The sequence below is a fragment of the Cryobacterium sp. TMB1-7 genome (genome assembly GCF_004402435.1).
Classification (GTDB): Bacteria; Actinomycetota; Actinomycetes; order Actinomycetales; family Microbacteriaceae; genus Cryobacterium; species Cryobacterium zongtaii.
Window position 1 is genome coordinate 134,183 of the sequence record NZ_SOFZ01000029.1, and the last position, 21,323, is coordinate 155,505.

A 21,323-nucleotide genomic window follows, 5' to 3' on the forward strand; every position below is an offset into this window, starting at 1 on the left:
TTCCGCGCCGGTGTGGCGCATTGGTGCGTTCGGTTGGTTGGAGAGAATGGGCAGCGGAATCAGTTCGTACGCTCAGATGGCAAACGAATGATCCGTCGGCTTCACCGGGGCGGGCAGTTGAGTCTCGCCTTCGAGATACCGATCGACGGCTGCCGCAGCAGCGCGTCCTTCGGCGATCGCCCATACGATGAGCGACTGACCTCGGCCTGCATCTCCGGCAACGAATACACCCTCGTGGCTGGTCTGGTAATCACTATCACGGACGACATTACTCCGGTCGTCGAGCGGCAGATGCAGATCATGGGTCAGTTCGGCGCTGTCCGGACCGGTGAAGCCCAGTGCCAGCAACACCAGATCAGCGGGAATCTCCCGTTCGGTTCCGGCTTTGGGCACCCGTCGGCCATCGAGATATTCGGTTTCGGCGACCCGGATGGCACGCACCTCACCGGCGTCGTTGGCCAGGAACTCGATGGTGGACGCGAGGTATTCCCGGGTGCCGCCCTCTTCGTGGGCACTGGATACCTCGAACAGGGTCGGCGACATCGGCCAGGGCTGGTGTTCCGGGCGGCTGTCACCGGGCTGCTTGCCGATGGCCAGGTTGGTCACCGAGGCGGCCAGCTGACGGTTCGCGGTGCCGATGCAGTCCGCACCGGTGTCACCGCCGCCGAGCACGACGACATGCTTGCCTTCGGCGAGGATCTGGTTGTCGACGGTGTCGCCGGCGCCAACCTTGTTTTGCTGCACGAGGTATTCCATCGCGAAATGCACCCCGGGCAAGTCGCGCCCCGGAATCGGCAGGTCGCGGGGCACCATGGCGCCGGTCGCGATGACGACAGCGTCGTACCTGGCCCGCAGATCGGTCCAGGTGATGTCCACCCCGATGTTGACGCCGGCGCGGAAGCGGGTGCCCTCTGCGGTCATCTGGGACAGACGCAGGTCGAGGTGCTTCTTCTCCATTTTGAAGTCCGGGATGCCGTAGCGCAGCAGGCCGCCGATGCGGTCGTCGCGTTCGAACACGGCCACGGTGTGCCCGGCCCTGGTCAGCTGCTGGGCGGCGGCGAGTCCGGCCGGTCCGGAGCCGACGACGGCGATGGTCTTGCCGGTGAGTCGGCCGGGCGGCTGGGGGGTGACCCAGCCCTCGGCGAAGGCCTGGTCGATGATCGAGACCTCGACCTGCTTGATGGTCACCGCCGGCTGGTTGATGCCGAGGACGCAGGCGGACTCGCACGGTGCCGGGCAGAGCCGGCCGGTGAACTCGGGGAAGTTGTTCGTCGCGTGCAGACGCTCGATGGCCTGTCGGCCCTCGTCACGCCAGGTGAGGTCGTTCCACTCCGGGATCAGGTTGCCCAGCGGGCAGCCCTGGTGGCAGAACGGAACACCGCAGTCCATGCAGCGGCCGGCCTGGCGCTTGAGCACGGCGGAGTCGCCGGCCTCGTAGACCTCTTTCCAGTCCATCAGACGGATGGAGACCGGACGACGGGCGGGAAGTTCCCGGTCCGTGGTCTTCAGGAATCCCTTCGGGTCAGCCATTGGTTACCTCCAAGATGCGGTTCCAGACCACGTCGCCGTCGGGGTCGAGCCCCTCGGCCACGGCGCTCTGCCTCGTCGCCAGGACGGCTGCGTAGTCACGCGGCAGCACCTTGACGAAGTTCTTCATTGTCGTGTCGCGGTCGGCGAGGAGCCGCGCGGCCAGAACAGAATCGGTCTGTTCCAGGTGCTGTTCCAGCAGGTCCCCGACGATTTCGATGTCGGCGCTGCCGAGCGGCAGCAGGGTGAGTTCGCCGGAGTCCAGCGAGTCACGGTTGACGAGCTCCGAGCGCAGCCGGTAGATGTATGCGGTTCCGCCGGACATGCCCGCGCCGAGGTTACGGCCGGTCTCGCCGAGAATCACGGCGAGTCCACCGGTCATGTACTCGAGGGCGTGGTCGCCCACCCCCTCGACGACGGCGGTCGCACCGGAGTTGCGCACCAGGAATCGTTCACCGACGATGCCGCGGATGAACATGCTGCCCAGGGTCGCGCCGTAGCCGATCACGTTTCCGGCGATCACGTTCTCCTCGGCAGCGAAGACGCTGCCGCGGTCGGGGCGCACGATGATCTGCCCGCCGGAGAGGCCCTTGCCGACGTAGTCGTTGGAATCCCCCTCGAGGCGCAGGGTGATGCCGCTGGGCAGGAAAGCGCCGAGGGACTGCCCCGCCGACCCGGTCAGGGTGACGTCGATGGAGCCGGCCGGCAGGCCGTTCTCGCCGTGCCGCAGGGTCACCTGGTGGCCCAGCATGGTGCCGACGGCGCGTTCGGTGTTCCGGATCGGCAGCGCGATCGTGACCTGGCCGCCGTGCTCGAGCACATTGGCGCTCTGCCTGATCAGCTCGACGTCGAAGTGCTCGTCGAGTTCGTGCTCCTGCTCCCGGCTGGAACGTCGCGGTTCGCCGGCGGAGAAGTCGGGGCCGACCAGGATCGGCGCCAGGTTGAGCCCGGATGCCTTCCAGTGGTTGAGGGCGCCGTTCACGTTCAACAGTTCCTTGCGGCCGGTGGCCTCGTCGAGGCTCCGGAAGCCGAGCTCGGCGAGGTACTCGCGCACCTCCTGCGCGATGAACTCGAAGAAGTTCACCACGTAGTCGGCCTTGCCGCTGAACCGCTTGCGGAGCTCGGGGTTCTGGGTTGCGACGCCGACCGGGCAGGTGTCCAGGTGGCAGACCCGCATCATGATGCAGCCCTCGACGATTAGAGGGGCGGTGGCGAAACCGAACTCCTCAGCTCCGAGCAGGGCGCCGATGACGACGTCACGGCCGGTCTTGAGCTGGCCGTCGACCTGGAGCACGACCCTGTCGCGCATCCCGTTCAGCATCAGGGTCTGCTGGGTCTCGGCCAGGCCGAGCTCCCAGGGGGTGCCGGCGTGCTTGAGCGAGTTGAGCGGACTCGCGCCGGTGCCGCCGTCGTGTCCTGATACCAGGATCACGTCGGAGAGCGCCTTGGCGACGCCGGCCGCGACGGCACCGATACCGGACTGGCTGACCAGTTTGGTGTGGATGCGCGCGGTCGGGTTGGCTCGCTTGAGGTCGAAGATCAGCTGCTTGAGGTCTTCGATCGAGTAGATGTCGTGGTGCGGGGGTGGCGAGATCAGGCCGACGCCCGCGGTGGCGTGCCGGGTGCGGGCGACCCACGGGTAAACCTTGGTGGGCGGCAACTGGCCGCCCTCCCCCGGCTTGGCACCCTGGGCGAGCTTGATCTGGATGTCGTCGGCGTGGGTGAGGTACATGCTCGTGACGCCGAACCGGCCGGACGCGACCTGCTTGACCGCGCTCCGCCGTGTCGGGTCGAGCAGACGGTCGAGGTCCTCGCCGCCCTCACCGGTGTTGGACTTGCCGCCGAGCCGGTTCATCGCGATGGCGAGGGTCTCGTGAGCCTCCTGCGAGATGGAGCCGTAACTCATCGCGCCGGTGGAGAACTTCTTCACGATCGATGCGACCGACTCGACCTCGTCGATCGGGATGGGCTTTCGCTGCCCGATGTTGAAGGCGAACATGCCACGCAGCGTCATCAGGCTCTCCGACTGGTCGTCGACGAGCTTGGTGTACTCCTTGAAGATGTCGTAGCGGCGGGTGCGGGTGGAGTGCTGCAACCTGAAGATGGTCTCGGGGTTGAACAGGTGCGGGGAACCGTCGCGACGCCACTGGTATTCGCCGCCGGTGGCGAGACGCTCGTGCACGGTGACGGCGGCATCCGGCGGGTAGGCGCCGGTGTGGCGTTCGAGGTTCTCGGCCGCGATCACGTCGATCCCGACGCCACCGAGCTTGCTCGTGGTGCCGGTGAAGTACTGGTCGATGAAGACCTGGCTCAGGCCGACGGCCTCGAAGGTCTGCGCGCCGGCGTAGGACGACACCGTGGAGATGCCCATCTTGGACATGATCTTGAGTACGCCCTTGCCGAGCGCCTTGATCACGTTCTTCACGGCCTTCTCGGGCGTGACGGTGGTGATGAAGCCGCTGCGCACGAGGTCCTCGCAGGTCTCCATGGCCAGGTACGGGTTGACGGCGCTGGCGCCGTACCCGATGAGGAGCGCCACGTGGTGCACCTCGCGCACGTCACCGGCTTCCACGACGATGCCGACCTTGAGCCGGTTCTCGGTGCGGATGAGGTGGTGGTGCACGGCCGCGATCATCAGCAGCGACGGGATGGGCGCGAGGTCCTTGGTGCTGTCCCGGTCGGACAGCACGATGAAGAGAGCGCCGTCCTCGATGGCCGCGTCGACCTCGTGGCACATTTCCTCGATCCGGTTGGAGAGTGCGCTGGGACCCTCGTCGAATCTGTAGAGGCCACGGATGGTGGTGGTGGTGCGGCTGCCGGGGGACGTGTCGATGTGCTGGATCTTGGCCAGCTCGTCGTTGTCGATGACCGGGAAGTCGAGCACCACCTGGCGAGCGTGCTCCGGGCCCGCCGCGAGCAGGTTGAGCTCGGGGCCGAGGCCCAGCTTGAGGCTGGTGACGACCTCTTCCCGGATCGAGTCCAGCGGCGGGTTCGTCACCTGCGCGAACTGCTGGGTGAAGTAGTCGAAGAGCAGCCGGGGGCGCTCGCTGAGCACCGCGATGGGCGTGTCGCTGCCCATCGCACCGAGGGGCTCCGCGCCGTTGCGGGCCATCGGGGCCAGCAGAATGCGTACCTCTTCTTCGGTGTAGCCGAAGGTGCGCTGGCGACGGACCACGGATGCCGGCGGGTGCACGATGTGCTCCCGTTCCGGCAGGTCCTTGAGGTTGATCCGGCCGGCGTCGAGCCAGGAGCCCCAGGGCTCGCTGGCGGCGAGGTCGCCCTTGATCTCCTCATCTTCGATGATGCGGCCGGCCTCGGTGTCGACGAGGAACATCTTGCCGGGCTGCAGGCGCCCCTTGCGGACCACCCGGGCGGGGTCGACGTCGATGACGCCGATCTCGCTGGCGAGCACGACGAGTCCGTCGTCGGTGATCACGTAGCGGCCGGGCCGCAGACCGTTGCGGTCCAGGGTGGCGCCGACGAGGGTGCCGTCGGTGAAGACGATGGCGGCGGGGCCGTCCCACGGTTCCATCAACATGGAGTGGTACTCGTAGAACGCTCGGCGGTCACGGTCCAGGTCGGGCTGGTTCTCCCAGGCCTCCGGCACCATCATCATCACGGCGTGCGGCAGCGACCGGCCGGACAGGCTCAGCAGTTCGACGACCTCATCGAAGGACGCCGAGTCGCTGGCGCCGGGGGTGACGATCGGGAACAACGGGTTCAGGTCGCCGAGCAACTCCGATTCGAGCTGCGACTGGCGGGCGCGCATCCAGTTGCGGTTGCCCTGCACCGTGTTGATCTCGCCGTTGTGCGCGATCATCCGGAACGGCTGCGCGAGAGGCCAGGACGGGAAGGTGTTGGTGGAGTACCGCGAGTGCACCAGCGCCAGCTTCGAGGTGAAGCGCTCGTCGGACAGGTCGGGGTAGAACGGCTCCAGCTGAAGGGTCGTGACCATGCCCTTGTACACGATGGTGCGACAGGACAACGACGCGAAGTAGGTCTCCACCTCGCGTTCGGAGCGTTTCCGCAACCGGACGGCCTGGCGGTCCAGGTTGATGCCGGCCAGGGGCAGGCCGTCCTCGGTGGTGCGGCTGCTGGAGACGTACAGCTGCTGGATGGCGGGCATCGCGGCCCGCGCCAGGTTGCCGACCTCGTCGGGGCGAACCGGGACCTCGCGCCAGCCGAGAACGTGGAGGTTCTCCTCCTTGGCGATGGCCTCGATGGCGCTCTTGACCGCGCTGCGGGCGGTCGGTTCTGTGGGCAGGAAGACGTTGCCGACGGCGTACCGTCCGGCGTCGGGCAGGTCGAACGTGGACACCGCACGGAAGAACTCATCCGGGATCTGGGTGACGATACCGGCGCCGTCGCCCGTTCCGGCGTCGGAACCGACCGCACCGCGATGTTCGAGGTTGCGCAGTGCGTCGAGCGCTCGCGTGATGATGTCGTGTCCGGCCGTTCCCCGCAGGGTGGCGACCATGGCGAGACCGCAGGCATCACGTTCGTCGTGCGGGTTGTAGAGCCCCTGGGCTGAGGGAACACTACTGAACCTGGAGAAGAGGGGTTGCTGCGTCATTAGACCGTCCTCACAAAATGACTGGCAGGTGGGGACGACGTTGGCCCGCGGGAAGAAGAGAAGCCACTCCGCCCGAAATGGAGGGCGAAAACCGTGGACCGGGTGGGATGACCGCGGTTAGGGGCGGGAGTCGGTTGTGCTTGTGGCGTCGACGTCGCGTGATTCAACGGGTTCATCAGCCTCATTGCCGTGATCCTCGAAAACGGAATCGGTTTCACCAGATTGTACCTCAGGGTCGACCGGCTTCCACTCGCGCCCGGGCAGGTACGGGCTCAGTTCGATTCCGGTGTGCCGTCTGCTCTGCACAATGATGATGATCAGGCCGACCAGGATGGCCAACAGGGCGGCCCACACGTTGGTGCGGAGGCCGAAGAAGATCTCGCTCGGGTCGACGCGGATCGATTCGAACACGCTGCGTCCCGCGCCGTACCAGATCAGGTAGACACCGAACGCGGTGCCCCAGCGCAGCCGGAACTTGCGTTCGAGGATGAGGATCACGGCGACACCGACCAGATTCCAGACGATCTCGTACAGGAAGGTGGGGTGGAAGAGGGTGCCGACGGGCAGGCCGACGGGGTACGCGGGGTTGTCGGTGGAGATCTCCAGGCCCCACGGGAGCGTGGTGGGCAGGCCGAACAGCTCGTGGTTGAACCAGTTGCCGAGTCGCCCCATGGCCTGGGCGAGGAGCATTCCCGGGGCCAGGGCGTCGGCGAACGACCAGAACCGGATGCCGGCGCGTCGGGTGCCGATGTACGCGCCGACGGCGCCGCCGAGCAGGGCGCCGAAGATGGCGATGCCGCCCTTCCACACCGCGAAGACGTCCCAGAGGTTCGCTCCGTCGTAGAAGTAGTCGTTGGGGTGGGTGAGCACGTGGAAGATCCGGGCTCCGACGATGCCCAGCGGCACAGCCCAGAGGATGATATCCAGCACCACGCCCGGCTCGCCGCCGCGCTTCGTCAGCCGCCGCGAGGTCATCGCGGTGGCCAGGAAGATACCGATCAGGATGCAGATCGCATACGCGTGGATGCGGAACGGCCCCAGGTCGAAGAAGCTCCACTCAGGGCTCGGAATGCTCAAGGGCAACGACACCACAACAACCTTTCATCGTGACACTCTGGTCACTGGGAGCCGGTCGATCGACCGCCTCGGACAATTTACCCTAAACGGGATGGCATAAACGCAGGGACCTGACGGCGAGATCGGCCGACGGGGTCAGGAAACAGGGTTGGATGGCAAGGCTAGACGGCGGCGCGGATGTCGCGGGCGCCGGCGGCCAGTTCCGCCGCGAGGGTTGCGACGGCGTCGATTCCCCCGACGGACAGTGCCTTCACCAGCGCGGACCCGACGATGGCGCCGTCGGCGTACTCCAGCACCTCGCGCACCTGGGCGGGGGTGGAGATTCCCAGGCCGACACAGGCGTTGACGGAGCCGGCTTCCCGCAGGCGGGTGACGAGTACCCGGGCCGCCGAGTCCACATCGGACCGGGCTCCGGTGATACCCATGGTGGAGACCGCGTAGACGAATCCGCGGCTTCGGGTGACGGCCTGCAGCAGTCGCTCGTCCGAGGACGACGGGGCGGCCAGGAAGACCCTGTCGAGGCCGGCGCGCTCACTGGCATCCAGCCAGGTCTGAGCATCGTCGGGAATCAGGTCCGGCGTGATCAGCCCGGCTCCCCCGGCGGCGGCCAGATCGTCGGCGAACCTGTCGACGCCGTACTGCAGCACGGGGTTCCAGTAGGTCATCATCAGCACCGGGGTGTCGACCTGGCCCGTGATCGCAGCGACGGCCTCGAAGCCGTGCCGCAGACGGAAACCGTTGGCCAGGGCCTGCTGGGTGGCCGCCTGGATGACCGGGCCGTCCATGACGGGGTCGGAATACGGCAGACCGAGTTCGAGGATATCGACCCCGCTGGTGGCGATCGCGACGGCGGCGTCGATGCTCTCGGTCAGGGTGGGGAAGCCGACCGGCAGGTAGCCGATCAGGGCGCCGCCCCCGGCGGCCCGACGCGCGGCGATCGTGGTCTCGACGGTGCTTGTGTAACCGGTGCTTGCGTTCGTCACAGTTGCTGCGCTCCAGCGTCGAGAAGGTCGAAGTAGCGGCCGGCGGTTTCCATGTCCTTGTCGCCGCGACCCGAAAGGTTGACCAGGATGATCGAATCCGGGCCGAGCTGTTTGCCCAGCTCCAAGGTCCCTGCCAGGGCGTGCGCCGATTCGATGGCGGGAATGATGCCCTCGGTGCGGCTGAGCAGGCGCAGTGAGTCCATGGCCTCGGCGTCGGTGACGGGCAGGTAGCTGGCCCGGCCGATGCTGGCCAACCAGGCGTGCTCGGGACCGACGCCCGGGTAGTCGAGTCCAGCGGAGATCGAGTGGGACTCGACGGTCTGACCGTCTTCGTCCTGCAGCATCATGCTGCGCGCGCCGTGCAACACGCCGGGGCGGCCTTTGGTGAGTGTCGCGGCGTGCCGCAGGCCCTCGATGCCTTCGCCGCCGGCCTCGTAGCCGTACAGTGCCACCTCAGGGTCGTCGAGGAACGCGTGGAAGATGCCCATGGCGTTGGAACCGCCCCCGACGCAGGCGGTGACGGCGTCGGGCAGCCGCCCGGTGAGGTCGAGCACCTGCTGCCTGGCCTCTTCACCGATGATCTTCTGGAAGTCCCGCACCATGGCGGGGAACGGGTGCGGGCCGGCAACGGTGCCGAAGACGTAGTTGGTGGTCTCCACGTTGGTGACCCAGTCACGCATCGCGTCGTTGATGGCATCCTTGAGGGTGCGGGAGCCTGTCTTCACCGAGACGACCTCGGCGCCGAGCAGACGCATCCGGGCGACGTTGAGCGCCTGGCGCTCCGTGTCGACCTCACCCATGTAGACCACGCAGTCCAACCCGAAGAGGGCGGCGGCGGTCGCCGTGGCGACGCCGTGCTGACCGGCGCCGGTCTCGGCGATCACCCGCTTCTTGCCGATGCGCTTGGTGAGCAGCACCTGGCCGAGAACGTTGTTGATCTTGTGGGAGCCGGTGTGGTTGAGGTCTTCGCGCTTGAGGATGATGCGGGCACCGCCGCCGTGTGCGGCGAATCGGGGCACCTCGGTGATCAGCGACGGCCGGCCGGTGTAGCTGCGGTGCAGCTCGGACAACTCGGCGGCGAAGGCCGGGTCGGCCTTGGCGAGGGCGTACTCGGCCGAGAGCTCATCGAGGGCGGCCACCAGGGACTCCGGAACGAACCTGCCGCCGAAATCGCCGAAGTAGGGGCCGGACTGGGCGCGGAGGGAAGGATTTGCGCTGGACATCTATACCGCCAGGAATTCGTTGAGGGTGAGAATGGGATCGCTGGTGACGAGGGCTTCACCGACCAGAACGACGTCGGCGCCCGCGGCGCGGTAGTGCGCCACGTCGGCGGCGGTCTTGACCGCGGACTCCGCCACGCGGACGACGCCGGCGGGGATGCGGTCGGCCAGGCTCGCGAAGAGGTTCTGGTCGAGTTCGAAGGTGCTGAGGTTTCTGGCGTTCACGCCGACGAGGTTGGCGCCGACATCCAACGCCCGCTCGACCTCGTCCGCGCTGTGCGTCTCGACCAGCGGGGTCATGCCCAGTTCGAGTACCAGGCTGTGCAGGGCGCCCAGGGTGGTCTGGTCCAGGGCTGCGACGATGAGCAGCACGAGGTCAGCTCCCGCCGCGCGCGCTTCGAGAACCTGGTACGCGGTGCCGATGAAGTCCTTGCGCAGCACGGGAATCGACACGGACGCCTTGACCTGTTCCAGGTCGGCCAACGAGCCGAGGAACCGGCGACCCTCGGTGAGCACGCTGATGGCGCTGGCGCCACCGAACTCATAGGACACGGCCAGTGCGGCCGGGTCGGTGATCTCGGCCAGGGGGCCGCGGGACGGGCTGGCGCGCTTGACCTCGGCGATGATCTTCACCCGGTCGGACGGTGCGAGAGCGTGTAACGCGTCGAGGGCCGGGGCCTGGGCGAGCGCCTCGGCCTCTACGGTCGCCAGAGGGCGGTCCAGCCTGCGGGTCTCGGCGTCGGCGAGCGAACCGGTGAGAAGTTCTGCGAGGAGGTCGGAGGGCACTGTGTCAGTGGCTTCCGTCGACCGGCGCCGCGCCGTAGCCCGCCTTGGCCATGATCCAGCCGGCGACGAGGCCGAGGAGTAGGAGGACGGCCGATGCCCAGACGAGCCAGACGACCTCGAAGAAGAACGCGACGGTGCCGATGGCGAACGCGATCAGCATGATGGTGACTGCGGTCCAGGCCGCCGTCGAATGGCCGTGGCCGGGGTCTGCCGACTCGAAGCTCATGGTTCTCCTAAAGGTCAGTGGGCGTGCGGGACAATTCTAGCTTGCCGGGTTAGTCAGGTCAGACGGTGGGGTCGTCGCCCCTGGTGAGGCCGTCCCAGTCGTCGACGGCGTCACGGGGGCGCCCCTGGCCGGTCGTGGCATCCGTCGCCGGTTCCAGGCGGGTGCTCTCGTAGCGCGTGGTCGGGCCGGGCCAACGCCGGGCGGTGGCGCACACGACGAGGCCGACGATGAGCATCAGGATGCCGGCGGCGAGGGCCAGGAACGGCCAGAAGGTCAGCTCGGCGCTGCTCACCGCCGAGCGGGTGGAGTCGACGCCGGCGAGGCCCGTGGCGGTGGTGACAGCGGCGGCGCTCGCGCCGATCGGGTCGGCCAGGGCCAGCGCGGCGGAGAGGATGACGCTGACTCCGAGGAGCGCTTCGAGCAGGCCCAGGATGGTGCGGATGACCACGCCGGCGATGGTGAGCGCCCCGGCCAGGGCGAGCCCGGCCAGGGCAAGGGCCGTCAGGCCCGGCGCCGCGATGTTGCCGGTGACGTCGAGGACCTGCTGAGCGGTGCCGTCCGCGGCGAGCCGCACGGTCGCCCAGACCTGGGTCCAGGCCAGCAGGGCGAGCCCGCTCGCGGCTATCACGGCCAGGATCAGGGTCGGCTTGATGCGGCGCGGTGTGATCATTCAGTACACCCGGGTCATCGCGTTGGCCACGGCGACGGCGCGGAGCGGGGCCGCGGCCTTGTTCTGGGACTCCTGGAACTCCGACGCCGGATCGGAGTCGGCGACGAGCCCACCACCGGCCTGCACGTACGCGACACCGTTCATGATCGTCGCGGTGCGGATGGCGATGGCCAGGTCGGCGTCGCCGGCGAAACCGAAGTAGCCCACCACCCCGCCGTACACGCCGCGCTGGGCCGGTTCGAGGGAGTCGATGATCTCCAGCGCCCGTGGCTTCGGCGCACCGGAGAGGGTGCCGGCCGGGAAGGTGGCCCTGAAGACGTCGATCGCGGTCATCTCCGGCAGCAGGTCCCCCTCGACCGAGGAGACCAGGTGCATGATGTGGCTGAACCGTTCGATGCGCATGAACTCCGTCACCTCCACCGATCCGGCGCGGCAGACCTTGAGCAGGTCGTTGCGCGCCAGATCGACGAGCATGAGGTGCTCGGCGCGCTCCTTGGGGTCGCCGGCGAGCTCGGTTTCGAAGTCGGCGTCGGCCTCCGGTGTCGCGCCGCGGGGCTTGGACCCGGCGATGGGATGGGTGAAGACCCGGGTGTTCGCGACCTTCACCAGCGCCTCGGGTGAGGACCCGACGATCGAATACGGTTGGCCGCTGGTGGACTCGAGGCTGAGCAGGTACATGTACGGGCTGGGGTTGAGGCTGCGGAGCACCCTGTAGACGTCGATCGGGTCGGCGGTGCATTCCTGATCGAAGCGCTGCGAGATGACGACCTGGAACACGTCGCCGTCGACGATGTGCTGTTTGGACGTGCCGACAGCGGCGAGGAAATCTGCTCGCTCGGTGCGGTGCTGCGGGGCCGCCGGGGTGGACAGGTCGACCTCGGACACGAAGACCTCGGCCGGTTGGGTGAGCCGGGTCTGCAGGGCGTCCAGGCGCGCCTGGGCGGCCGGCCACAGGGTGTCCGTGGGGTCCGTGCCGTCGTTGAGCACGTTGGCGATGAGCTGCACGGTTCCGTACTTGTGGTCGATCACGACGAGGTCGGCCACGAAGCTGAACGCCTGGCCGGGCACGTCGTAGTCCGCGGGCGGACGGTTGGGCAGTCGCTCGATCTGGCGGATGGCCTCCCAGCCGATGAAGCCGACCAGGCCGCCGGTCAGCGGCGGGTGCTCGGGCAGCCGTGGGGTCTGCCAGCGCTCGTAGAGGTAGGCGAGCGCGTTGAGCGGCGCCAGGTCGGTGGCGCCACCGAAGGCCCGCTCGGCGGAGACACCGTAGTCGAGCCAGGCGGTGTCGTCGCCGGACTGGGTGAGCACGCCGAAGGAGGACACCCCGACGAACGAGAACCGCGACCAGATGCCGCCCTGTTCGGCGGATTCGAGCAGGAAACTGCCCGCGGTGCCGTTGGCGAGTTTGCGGTAGATGCCCACCGGCGTCTCGCCGTCGGCGAAGAGCTCCCGGATCACCGGGATCACCCGGTGCTCGCCGAGCAGGCCGGTGAAGGTCTCCAGCGTGGTCGAGCCGGCGCTCATCGCTGAGCCTCGGGGAGGATCCCGGTCACGTCGATGCCACGGCCGTCGAAGCAGGTGTGCGTGCCGGTGTGGCAGGCCGCGCCGATCTGCTCGACCTGCACGACGAGGGTGTCGGCGTCGCAGTCCAGGGCCGCTGACCGCACGAACTGGGCGTGGCCGGAGGTGTCGCCCTTGCGCCAGTACTCCTGCCGGCTGCGGGACCAGAAGGTGACGCGTCCCTCGGTGAGGGTGCGTCGGAGGGCCTCACGGTCCATCCAGCCCAGCATCAGCACCTCGGCGCTGTCCCACTGCTGGATGACGGCGGGCAGCAGCCCGGTGGCGTCGAAGCGGGCGGAGTCCAGAGCGGCGTCGACGTTCATCGGCGCACCACCATTCCGGCGTCGGCAAGCTCACGCTTGACGTCGCCAATCGTCAGGTCTCCGCTGTGGAAGACGGAGGCGGCCAGCACGGCGTCGGCTCCCGCCGTGATCGCCGGCGGGAAGTGCTCGAGAAGGCCCGCTCCCCCGGACGCGATCACGGGGACGGTGCTGAGCTCGCGCATGATCGTGATCAGTTCGAGGTCGAAGCCGGCCTTGGTGCCGTCGGCGTCGATGCTGTTCACCAGCAGTTCGCCGGCTCCCAGTTCGATCGCCTGGCGGGCCCAGGCGAGGGCGTCCAGGTCGGTTTCGGTGCGGCCGCCGTGGGTGGTGACCACAAAACCGGAGGGCATGCGCTGGCTGCGTTTGACGTCGAGGGAGAGCACCAGCACCTGGGCGCCGTACCTGTCGGCGATCTCGGAGATCAGCGCCGGCCGCAGGATGGCGGCGCTGTTCACGCCCACCTTGTCTGCGCCGCTGGCCTGCAGCCTGGACACGTCGTCGACGCTGCGGATGCCGCCGCCGACGGTGAGCGGGATGAAGACCTGCTCGGCGGTGGCCCGCACCACGTCGTAGGTCGTCGAGCGGTCGTCGACGGTGGCTGTCACGTCGAGGAAGGTGAGTTCGTCCGCGCCCTGCTCGTAGTACCGCTTGGCGAGTTCGACGGGGTCACCGGCATCGCGCAGGTTCTGGAAGTTGACACCCTTGACGACGCGGCCGTTGGCCACGTCGAGGCACGGGATCACTCGAACGGCGAGGCCCATGGTTACAACCGGGCGTTGTGGATCGAGGTGACGAGGATGGCGCGGGCGCCGAGCTCGTAGAGCCGGTCCATCACGCTGTTGGTGTCCAGCCGCGGGATCATCACCCGTACGGCCACCCAATTCGGGTCGCGCAGTGACGAGATCGTGGGCGACTCGATTCCGGACGCGGCCTGGCAGGCGGCGTCGAGGTTGTCCACGTGCACGTCGTAGTCCACGAGGACGTACTGGCGGGCCACGAGCACGCCCTGCAGGCGACGCAGCAGGGTGTTGATGCCCGCGTGCTCGTTCTCGGAGGTGATGAGCACCGCGGTCGACTCGAGGATGACCGGGCCGAAGATCTGAAGGCCGGCTTTCCGCAGGGTGGAGCCGGTGGAGACGACGTCGGCGACGGCATCCGCCACGCCGAGCTGGACGGCGGATTCGACGGCGCCGTCGAGGGTGACCAGGTCGACGGTGACGCCGTGACCGGCCAGGAAGGTGCCGACCAGGCCGGGGTAACTCGTCGCTACCCTGAGGCCCTCGAGGTCGGTGAGCTCGCTGAAGCGGCCGGCGGGCCCGGCGAAGCGGAAGGTGGAATCACCGAAGTCGAGGCTGGCGATTTCGCCGGCGGTCGAACGGGAGTCCAGCAGCAGGTCACGGCCGGTGATGCCGACGTCCAGCGCGCCGCTGCCGACGTAGGTGGCGATGTCCCGGGGACGCAGGTAGAAGAACTCCACGTCGTTGTGCGGGTCGGCCACGACCAGGTCGCGCGGGTCGCGGCGGCCGTTGTAGCCGGCCTCCGACAGCATCTGGGCGGCGGTCTCGGCGAGCGAGCCCTTGTTGGGCACAGCGATTCTCAACATGTCAATCTTTCCAAAGGTGGGTCTTGCCAAAGGCGGGTGGGTTTCGCGAGGTGACGACATCACAGATGTCGGTAGACGTCCTCGGGGGAAAGCCCCTTCGCCACCATCAGGACCTGCAGGTGGTAGATCAGCTGCGATATCTCTTCAGCGGTTTCGGTGTCGCTCTGGTACTCGGCGGCCATCCAGACTTCTGCGGCCTCTTCGACGATCTTCTTGCCGATGGCATGCACCCCGGCGTCGAGTTCACGGACGGTACCGGACCCAATCGGGCGGTCAAGAGCCTTCTGGCTCAGCTCAGCGAACAGGTCGTCGAATGTTTTCACCTCTACAGGTTACCGGTCCGGCACCCTAGTGCGCGTGCGCGTGCAGCTCGGCGGCCGAGCGGAGCCGGGCGATCTGCCCGGCCGGGTCGCCGTTGAAGACGCTGGATCCGGCCACGAAGGTGTTGGCGCCGGCCGCGGCGGCCTGTGCGATGGTGTCCTCGGTGATGCCACCGTCGACCTGCAGCCAGACGTCGAGGCCCCGCTGCCGCACGGCGTCGGCCAGGAGGCTGACCTTGGGCATCGTCGAGGCCATGAAGCTCTGCCCGCCGAAGCCCGGCTCGACCGTCATGACCAGGACCTGGTCGAACTCGTCGAGCAGGTCGAGGTAGGGCTCGACCGGGGTGCCGGGCTTGAGGGCGATGCCGGCCCTGGCGCCGATCGCGCGCAGGCGCCGGGCCAGGGCGACGGCATCCGTGGCCGCTTCGGCGTGGAAGGTCACCGAGTAGGCGCCGGCCTCTGCGTATGCGGGCGCCCAGCGGTCGGGGTCGTCGATCATCAGGTGGATGTCCAACGGGATCGGGGACACCTGCAGGAGGCGTTCCACGACGGGCAGGCCGAGGGTGAGGTTCGGCACGAAGTGGTTGTCCATGACGTCGACGTGGGCGAGGTCGGCGGTGCTGATGCGGCCGAATTCCCTTTCCAGGTTGGCGAAGTCTGCAGCGAGAATGCTCGGGTTGATCCGGGTAACCATGGTTTCACCCTACCGAATCGTCGCCGGCGGGCCGCTCAATGCCGCTGCGCAGTCCGGCTGCTCAGTCCGGCTGCCGCTGCAGCAGGGTGATGAACATCGCGTCGGTGCCGTGCCGGTGCGGCCAGAGCTGCACGCTGCCGGGGTCGCCGGCCAGGTCCAGCGGCTGCACGGCCAGGCCCTGCAACACCGCGGCCGTGTCCATCGGCGCGATCTTGTCGCCCCAGGCCTTGCGGGCGGTCGCCACGATCCCCCGGGTCTCGGCGATGTGCGGCGAGCAGGTGACGTAGGCCAGGATGCCGCCGGGCTTGAGGGCGCCGAGCGCCGCGTGGATCAGGGCGGACTGCAGGTCGGAGAGCTCCGCGACGTCCTTGGGCTGCTTCCGCCAGCGGGCCTCGGGGCGCCGGCGCAGGGCGCCGAGCCCGGTGCAGGGGGCGTCGAGCAGGATCCGGTCGAAGACCTGCGGCTGGTCCTCGCCGACCCAGGTGCCGTCCATCTCCCACACGGGCACGTCGGCGGGAACAGCGGCCAGCGCCGCCCGCACCAACTGTGCCCTGGCCGGGACGACCTCGTTGGCGACGAGGCTGGCGCCGCCGTTCAGGGCCTCCGCGGCGAGCAGGGCAGCCTTGCCGCCGGGTCCGGCGCACAGGTCGAGCCAGCGCTCGCCCTCCACAACCGGGCGGGCGCGGCTGAGGGCGAGGGCGGCGAGCTGGGAGCCCTCGTCCTGCACCCGCAGGCGACCGTTGCTGTCCTTCATCAGGTGGTGCGGGTCTCCCCCGGCGAGCACGAAGCCCGTGGGCGAGAAGGCGTTGGGGTCACCCAGCTCGGCGGTGTCCCCGGCGAGGCCGGGTAGCGCCACCATGTTGACCCGCGGTGCGGCGTTGTCGGCGGCGAGGAGCTCTTCGAGTTCTGCTTCGCGACCCTCTTGGCGCAGGGACTGCCGGAACGCCCGCACCACCCAGACCGGGTGCGAATACAGGGCCGCGAGGGTGTCGTCCGGCGACGTGGTGTCGGCGAGGATGCGTTCGCGCCACTCGTCGGCGCTGACCCGGGCGATCGCGCGCAGCACACCGTTGGTGAAGCCCGTCGCGGAGCGTGAGCCCACCTGGCGGGCGAGTTCGACGGATTCGTTGACGGCGGCGTGGGTGGCGACGCGGGTGGCCAGCAGTTGGTGCGCGCCGAGCCTGAGCACGTCGAGGATGGCCGGGTCGATGGCCGTGACGGGCCGGCCGGCGGCCTCGGCGATGACCCTGTCGTAGAAGCCCTGCATGCGCAGGGTGCCGTAGGTGAGCTCGGTGGCCAGCGCGGCGTCCGCCGTGTTGAGCGCCGCCCGCTGGATGCGGGTGGGCAGCAACAGGTTCGCGTACGCGTCGGATTCGCGGACGGCCGCGATCACCTCGTAGGCGACCCGGCGGGCGGGCTGCACGACGTAACTTGGACGTGCAGCGCTCGTGCGGGCAGCGTTCGTGTGGGCGGCGTTCGTGTGGGCGGCGTTCGGGCGGGAGTCGCCCCGGTGGTCGCTCATGAGGCGATCACCTCGGATGCTGCCACTCCGCGCCACCAGTCAAGTGCTTTCATTGGGGTTTTTCCTGCCGGTTGTACGGTGATGAGTTCGAGCGGCTCCGTGCCGGTGCCGATCAGAACGCGTTTGTCGTGGAGGGTGATGTGTCCGGGGCTGAGGCCGGGTTGGCCGTGTGCCGGGGCCACGTCGTGGAGTTTGAGTCTGGCGCCGTCGATCTCGGTGAATGCGCCGGGTTCGGGGGTGACGCCGCGGATGATGGCGTGGACCGTCTCACCGGGCAGCGTCCAGTCCACCCGCGCGTCGGCGAGGCTGAGCTTGGGGGCGAGGGTGACCTCGCCGCTCTGTTCGACGGCCCGGATGCTGTCGGCTGCGAGGTCGTCGACGACGCGTCGGAGCAGTTCGGCACCGCTGTGGCTGAGGCTCTCCAGCAGGGTGCCCGCGGTGGCGTGCCGGCCGATGGGGACCCTGAGCTCGGCGAAGACGGCTCCGGCGTCGAGGTCGGCGACGAGCTGGAACACGGCGGCGCCGGTCTCGGCGTCTCCGGCCATGATCGCGCGTTGCACGGGCGCCGCACCGCGCCAGCGGGGCAACAGGGAGAAGTGCAGGTTGATCCAGCCCAGGCGGGGCGCGGAGAGCAGGGGCTCGCGCACCAGGCCGCCGTAGGCCACGATGACGCCGAGGTCGGCGTTCAGGGCGGTGATGGCCGCGGTCGCGTCGGCGTCGAGCCGGTTGGCCTTGATGACGGTCAGGCCGAGGCTTTCAGCGGCAGCGGCCACCGGTGACGGTGTGAGCACGCGTTTGCGACCGAGGGCGGCATCCGGGCGGGTCACCACGGCGGCGATCTCATGGTCAGAGGAGGCCAGGAGGGTCAGGCTGGGCACGGCAACCTGTGGGGTCCCGGCGAAGACGAGTTTCATTTACAGCAGCTCCGGGTCGTCGAATCGTACTTTGAGTGTAGGTGCAGGGCGGAACGCGGCGCCCTTGGGCTTGCGTCGGCCGGCCGCGTTGCGCACGATGGCGGCTTTGAGGGTGCGGGCGACCTCGTCGCCGAGCGGGTAGCCGAACCGCACGATGGCGCGCACGAGCGCGGGCCCGCCGGTCTTCTGGGCGGGGCCGGCGGGGTCGTGGCTGACCGGGCCGAGCACGTCGAGACCGGGCAGCTCGGCCAGCGACTCGATGGCCGTGTCGACCTCCGCGGTGGTTCCGGTGACGGAGGCCACCCGCACCGCCGGCGGGAAGCGTAGCTGGCGGCGGTCGGCGAGTTCGGCGGCGGCGTAGGGACCTGGCTGCCAGGTGTTCAGGGCGTGGGCGAGGGCCCCGCCCACTCCGGCGAGCATCACTGAGGCGCCGGGAGCGGCCAGCGCTGCGGCGTTGGCCCACCAGCGCAGGCAGTCCTCCCCCACCCGCAGCGACTCGCGGGCGAGCATCCGTTCGCCGTCGAGTAGCAGGATGGCGCTGTAGCCGTTGCGGGGTATCGGCTCGGCGCCGCGGGTGGCGATCACCAGGGCGGGCTCGGGCCCGATGGTCTGCACGGTGTGCTCGCCGTCGGCGACGATAACCCGGGAGCCCGGGAAGGCCCGGCCGAGCTCCTCGGCGGTGCGGCCGGTGCCGACGGTGACCACGCGCAGGGTGGTGGCCTCGCAGTGCGAGCAGTGCCAGCCGGCGGCGAGGTGGCCGCACCAGCGGCAGGCGGGTGTCGCGTTGGCATTGGCGAGGGCCAGCGGTCCCTGGCACTGAGTGCATCGGGCGGCTTTTCCGCAGGAGCGGCAGGCCAGCATCGGTGCGTAGCCGGGACTGGCGACCTGCACCAGCACGGGTCCGTTCCGCACGGCCTCCTTCGCGGCGAGCCACGCCGCTGACGGGATGCGGGCGGCCCTGGCCTGTGCGTCGGGTTCGGACTGGAAGGTGGTGGGGATCACCCTGGGGTGGCTGTCACGGGTGGGGTGCACGGCGCGCAACCAACCGATCTCGACCAGTCGTTCGGTCTCCACGCTGCGCGAGTGGCCGATGAAGACCAGCGCGCAGTCGGCGGCCTCCCGGCGGATCAGGGCGGCGTCGCGGGCGTGCACGTAGGGACTGAGCTGTTCGCCGTAGAGCGGGTCGCCGTCGTCCCACAGCACGATCAGCCCGAGGTCGTGCGCGGGGGCATACACCGCGGACCGGTTGCCGAGGATGATCCGCGGCCGGCCCTCGAGGAGGGTGAGGAAACCGCGGTAGCGGTCCGGATTGCTCTGCCTGGCGTCGACGCGGACGACGTCGTCCGCGGGCGCCAGCGTCGTCAGGGCGGCCTGAAGCTGGTCCTGGTCGCGGTAGTCCGGCACCACCAGGATGCTGCTCTTGCCCTGGCGCAGCGCCGATACGGCGAGTTCGGCCATGGTGATCGCCCAGGTACCCACGGTGCTGCCGCCGTCGTCCGGGCCGGGCAGACGCACCAGGCTGGGCACCGCGGCGACGCAGACGCGCAGCCGGTCGGCCACGATGGTGCCGAGTGTTTCCGGCGGGTATTCGGCGAAACCGGGTTCGGCCAGCGGGTCGGCCGGATTCGTGGCCGGCGCATCGGGTGTGGCGTCCCGTGCGGCGAGCCAGGCCTTTTCCACCCGCACGGCGCGGGGCGGCACGGCCAGGCGCACGATGTCGCTCGCGTTGCCGGCCGCCCGGTCGGCCAGGCGCCGGGCGAGCTGCCAGACGGGCTCGGTGAGCACGGGTACGGCGGACACTATCGAGTCGACCGGGCTGAGCTTGCCGCTGTAGCCGGTGTCGGCGCCGCCGATGCCGTCCAGGGTCGCCCCCTCGGTCGGAGCGACCGTCGCCGCGGCCTGCTTAGGGTCGATCAGCTCGATCAGGTAGCCGTCGGCCACTCGGTTCGCCGAGCGCAACGGAACCCGCACCCGCACCCCGGGCTGGGCGAGGTGCGCCAGCTCGTCGGGAATGGCGTAATCAAAGAGATGGTCCAGCTGCGGCAGGGGCGAGTCGATCAGCACCCTCGCGATGAGGCCGGTGCGGGTCATCTGCGGCCTCCAGGCTTCAGAGTCCGGCTGCGCTTCTCAGGTCATCAACCCTGTCGAGTCGTTCCCAGGTGAAGTCGGGCAGTTCGCGGCCGAAGTGGCCGTAGGTCGCGGTCTGGGCGTAGATCGGCCGCAGCAGGTCCAGGTCGTGGATGATCGCGGCGGGTCGCAGGTCGAAGACCTCGCGGATGGCGGCGGTGATGTCCTTGTCCGGCAGGGCGCCGGTGCCGAAGGTTTCCACGTAGAGGCCCACCGGGGAGGCGGTGCCGATGGCGTATGCCACCTGGATCTCGAGTCGCTCGGCCAGTCCGGCGGCGACGGCGTTCTTGGCGACCCAGCGCATGGCGTATGCGGCCGAGCGGTCGACCTTGGACGGGTCCTTGCCGCTGAACGCACCGCCACCGTGCCGGCTGGATCCGCCGTAGGTGTCGATGATGATCTTGCGTCCCGTGAGTCCGGCGTCGCCCTGGGGGCCGCCGATCTCGAACCGGCCGGTGGGGTTCACCAGGGTGCGCAGATTGCTCGCGTCGAGGTCGACGCGCTCGAGCACGGGCTTGATGACGAGTTCGGCGATCTCGGCGCGCAGCTGCTCGGTGCGCACTGACGGGGAGTGCTGGGTGGAGAGCACGACGGTTTCGACGGTGCGGGGAACGATACCGTCGTAGCCGATGGTGACCTGGGTCTTGCCGTCGGGCCGGAGGTAACTCAGTTCTCCGGACTTGCGGACCTCGGCGAGGCGTTCGGCCATGCGGTGCGCGATCCAGATCGGGATCGGCATCAGCTCGGGGGTCTCGCGGGTGGCATAACCGAACATGATGCCCTGGTCGCCGGCGCCCTGGCGGTCGTAGTCGTCCAGGCTGTCCTGCTCCCGGCTTTCGTAGGCGTCGTCGACACCCTGGGCGATGTCGGGAGACTGCCCGCCGATGGAGATCTCGACACCGCAGGAGCGGCCGTCGAACCAGACGTCGGAGGAGTCGTAGCCGATGTCGGTGATGCACTTGCGCACGATCGACGGGATCTCGACGTAGCCCGCCGTGGTGACCTCACCGGCCACGTGAACGAGGCCGGTGGTGACGAGAGTCTCCACCGCGACCCGGCTGTGCGGGTCTTCGGTGAGGAGGGCGTCGAGGATGCTGTCGGAGATCTGGTCGCAGATCTTGTCCGGGTGGCCTTCGGTGACCGACTCCGAGGTGAAGAGGCGAAGATCGCTCATCGGGGCTCGTCTCAATTCTTGGAT

General features: G+C 68.9%; 18 protein-coding genes. All 18 read right to left on the reverse strand.

The window, feature by feature from the left end:
- Positions 1-72 precede the first annotated feature (72 nt).
- Positions 73-1,530: a glutamate synthase subunit beta gene (locus E3O60_RS13705; protein WP_088456262.1), complete on the reverse strand. Its 1,458-nt coding sequence runs from the start codon at positions 1,528-1,530 to the stop codon at positions 73-75.
- Positions 1,523-6,100 (reverse strand): glutamate synthase large subunit, encoded by a 4,578-nt coding sequence (gene gltB / locus E3O60_RS13710; RefSeq protein WP_088456263.1) that lies wholly within the window; start codon positions 6,098-6,100, stop codon positions 1,523-1,525. The genes E3O60_RS13705 and gltB overlap by 8 nt, the downstream gene beginning before the upstream one ends.
- Before the next feature lie 117 nt (positions 6,101-6,217).
- Positions 6,218-7,192: a prolipoprotein diacylglyceryl transferase gene (gene lgt, locus E3O60_RS13715; protein WP_370448654.1), complete on the reverse strand. Its 975-nt coding sequence runs from the start codon at positions 7,190-7,192 to the stop codon at positions 6,218-6,220.
- A 146-nt stretch (positions 7,193-7,338) separates the two neighbouring features.
- Complete coding sequence (trpA, locus tag E3O60_RS13720; protein ID WP_088456264.1) at positions 7,339-8,160, reverse strand: tryptophan synthase subunit alpha; 822 nt, start codon at positions 8,158-8,160, stop codon at positions 7,339-7,341.
- Complete coding sequence (gene trpB / locus E3O60_RS13725; protein WP_088456265.1) at positions 8,157-9,383, reverse strand: tryptophan synthase subunit beta; 1,227 nt, start codon at positions 9,381-9,383, stop codon at positions 8,157-8,159. The genes trpA and trpB overlap by 4 nt, the downstream gene beginning before the upstream one ends.
- A complete protein-coding gene (trpC, locus tag E3O60_RS13730; protein WP_088456266.1) occupies positions 9,384-10,166 on the reverse strand; it encodes an indole-3-glycerol phosphate synthase TrpC in 783 nt (260 codons plus the stop codon).
- A gap of 4 nt (positions 10,167-10,170) precedes the next feature.
- A complete protein-coding gene (locus tag E3O60_RS13735; RefSeq protein ID WP_134498402.1) occupies positions 10,171-10,392 on the reverse strand; it encodes a DUF6704 family protein in 222 nt (73 codons plus the stop codon).
- A 58-nt stretch (positions 10,393-10,450) separates the two neighbouring features.
- A complete protein-coding gene (locus E3O60_RS13740) occupies positions 10,451-11,062 on the reverse strand; it encodes a Trp biosynthesis-associated membrane protein (RefSeq protein WP_134498404.1) in 612 nt (203 codons plus the stop codon).
- Positions 11,063-12,586 carry an anthranilate synthase component I gene (locus E3O60_RS13745; RefSeq protein ID WP_103431878.1) on the reverse strand — a complete coding sequence of 508 codons (1,524 nt, stop codon included), beginning with the start codon at positions 12,584-12,586 and terminating at the stop codon, positions 11,063-11,065.
- Positions 12,583-12,945: a phosphoribosyl-AMP cyclohydrolase gene (gene hisI / locus E3O60_RS13750; protein ID WP_088456270.1), complete on the reverse strand. Its 363-nt coding sequence runs from the start codon at positions 12,943-12,945 to the stop codon at positions 12,583-12,585. Before hisI ends, E3O60_RS13745 begins: the two co-directional genes overlap by 4 nt.
- The gene (hisF, locus tag E3O60_RS13755) at positions 12,942-13,706 is read right to left on the reverse strand and encodes an imidazole glycerol phosphate synthase subunit HisF (RefSeq protein ID WP_088456271.1); all 765 of its coding nucleotides are present in this window, start codon (positions 13,704-13,706) and stop codon (positions 12,942-12,944) included. The genes hisI and hisF overlap by 4 nt, the downstream gene beginning before the upstream one ends.
- A 2-nt stretch (positions 13,707-13,708) precedes the next feature.
- Entirely contained in the window at positions 13,709-14,548 is an 840-nt protein-coding gene (gene hisG, locus E3O60_RS13760) for an ATP phosphoribosyltransferase (RefSeq protein ID WP_088456272.1), read from the reverse strand.
- 59 nt (positions 14,549-14,607) lie between these two features.
- Positions 14,608-14,871, reverse strand: a complete 264-nt coding sequence (locus E3O60_RS13765) for a phosphoribosyl-ATP diphosphatase (RefSeq protein WP_088456273.1) — start codon at positions 14,869-14,871, stop codon at positions 14,608-14,610.
- A gap of 25 nt (positions 14,872-14,896) precedes the next feature.
- On the reverse strand, positions 14,897-15,562 hold the full coding sequence (gene rpe, locus E3O60_RS13770; protein ID WP_088456274.1) for a ribulose-phosphate 3-epimerase: 666 nt from the start codon (positions 15,560-15,562) through the stop codon (positions 14,897-14,899).
- A gap of 61 nt (positions 15,563-15,623) precedes the next feature.
- Positions 15,624-17,084, reverse strand: a complete 1,461-nt coding sequence (locus E3O60_RS13775; protein ID WP_134408255.1) for an RsmB/NOP family class I SAM-dependent RNA methyltransferase — start codon at positions 17,082-17,084, stop codon at positions 15,624-15,626.
- A complete protein-coding gene (fmt, locus tag E3O60_RS13780; protein ID WP_088456276.1) occupies positions 17,081-17,998 on the reverse strand; it encodes a methionyl-tRNA formyltransferase in 918 nt (305 codons plus the stop codon). Before fmt ends, E3O60_RS13775 begins: the two co-directional genes overlap by 4 nt.
- A complete protein-coding gene (locus E3O60_RS13785) occupies positions 17,999-20,089 on the reverse strand; it encodes a primosomal protein N' (RefSeq protein ID WP_134408256.1) in 2,091 nt (696 codons plus the stop codon).
- Between the two features lie 16 nt (positions 20,090-20,105).
- Positions 20,106-21,299 (reverse strand): methionine adenosyltransferase, encoded by a 1,194-nt coding sequence (gene metK / locus E3O60_RS13790; protein WP_088456278.1) that lies wholly within the window; start codon positions 21,297-21,299, stop codon positions 20,106-20,108.
- Positions 21,300-21,323 lie beyond the last annotated feature (24 nt).

What these genes read in the sequence shown, in the direction of transcription:
- E3O60_RS13705 (WP_088456262.1), bottom strand. Translation starts at nt 1,530, where the DNA reads ATGGCTGACCCGAAGGGATTCCTGAAGACCACGGACCGGGAACTTCCC.
- gltB (WP_088456263.1), bottom strand. Translation starts at nt 6,100, where the DNA reads ATGACGCAGCAACCCCTCTTCTCCAGGTTCAGTAGTGTTCCCTCAGCC.
- trpB (WP_088456265.1), bottom strand. Translation starts at nt 9,383, where the DNA reads ATGTCCAGCGCAAATCCTTCCCTCCGCGCCCAGTCCGGCCCCTACTTC.
- E3O60_RS13735 (WP_134498402.1), bottom strand. Translation starts at nt 10,392, where the DNA reads ATGAGCTTCGAGTCGGCAGACCCCGGCCACGGCCATTCGACGGCGGCC.
- E3O60_RS13740 (WP_134498404.1), bottom strand. Translation starts at nt 11,062, where the DNA reads ATGATCACACCGCGCCGCATCAAGCCGACCCTGATCCTGGCCGTGATA.
- E3O60_RS13745 (WP_103431878.1), bottom strand. Translation starts at nt 12,586, where the DNA reads ATGAGCGCCGGCTCGACCACGCTGGAGACCTTCACCGGCCTGCTCGGC.
- hisI (WP_088456270.1), bottom strand. Translation starts at nt 12,945, where the DNA reads ATGAACGTCGACGCCGCTCTGGACTCCGCCCGCTTCGACGCCACCGGG.
- hisF (WP_088456271.1), bottom strand. Translation starts at nt 13,706, where the DNA reads ATGGGCCTCGCCGTTCGAGTGATCCCGTGCCTCGACGTGGCCAACGGC.
- hisG (WP_088456272.1), bottom strand. Translation starts at nt 14,548, where the DNA reads ATGTTGAGAATCGCTGTGCCCAACAAGGGCTCGCTCGCCGAGACCGCC.
- rpe (WP_088456274.1), bottom strand. Translation starts at nt 15,562, where the DNA reads ATGGTTACCCGGATCAACCCGAGCATTCTCGCTGCAGACTTCGCCAAC.
- E3O60_RS13775 (WP_134408255.1), bottom strand. Translation starts at nt 17,084, where the DNA reads ATGAGCGACCACCGGGGCGACTCCCGCCCGAACGCCGCCCACACGAAC.
- fmt (WP_088456276.1), bottom strand. Translation starts at nt 17,998, where the DNA reads ATGAAACTCGTCTTCGCCGGGACCCCACAGGTTGCCGTGCCCAGCCTG.
- E3O60_RS13785 (WP_134408256.1), bottom strand. Translation starts at nt 20,089, where the DNA reads ATGACCCGCACCGGCCTCATCGCGAGGGTGCTGATCGACTCGCCCCTG.
- metK (WP_088456278.1), bottom strand. Translation starts at nt 21,299, where the DNA reads ATGAGCGATCTTCGCCTCTTCACCTCGGAGTCGGTCACCGAAGGCCAC.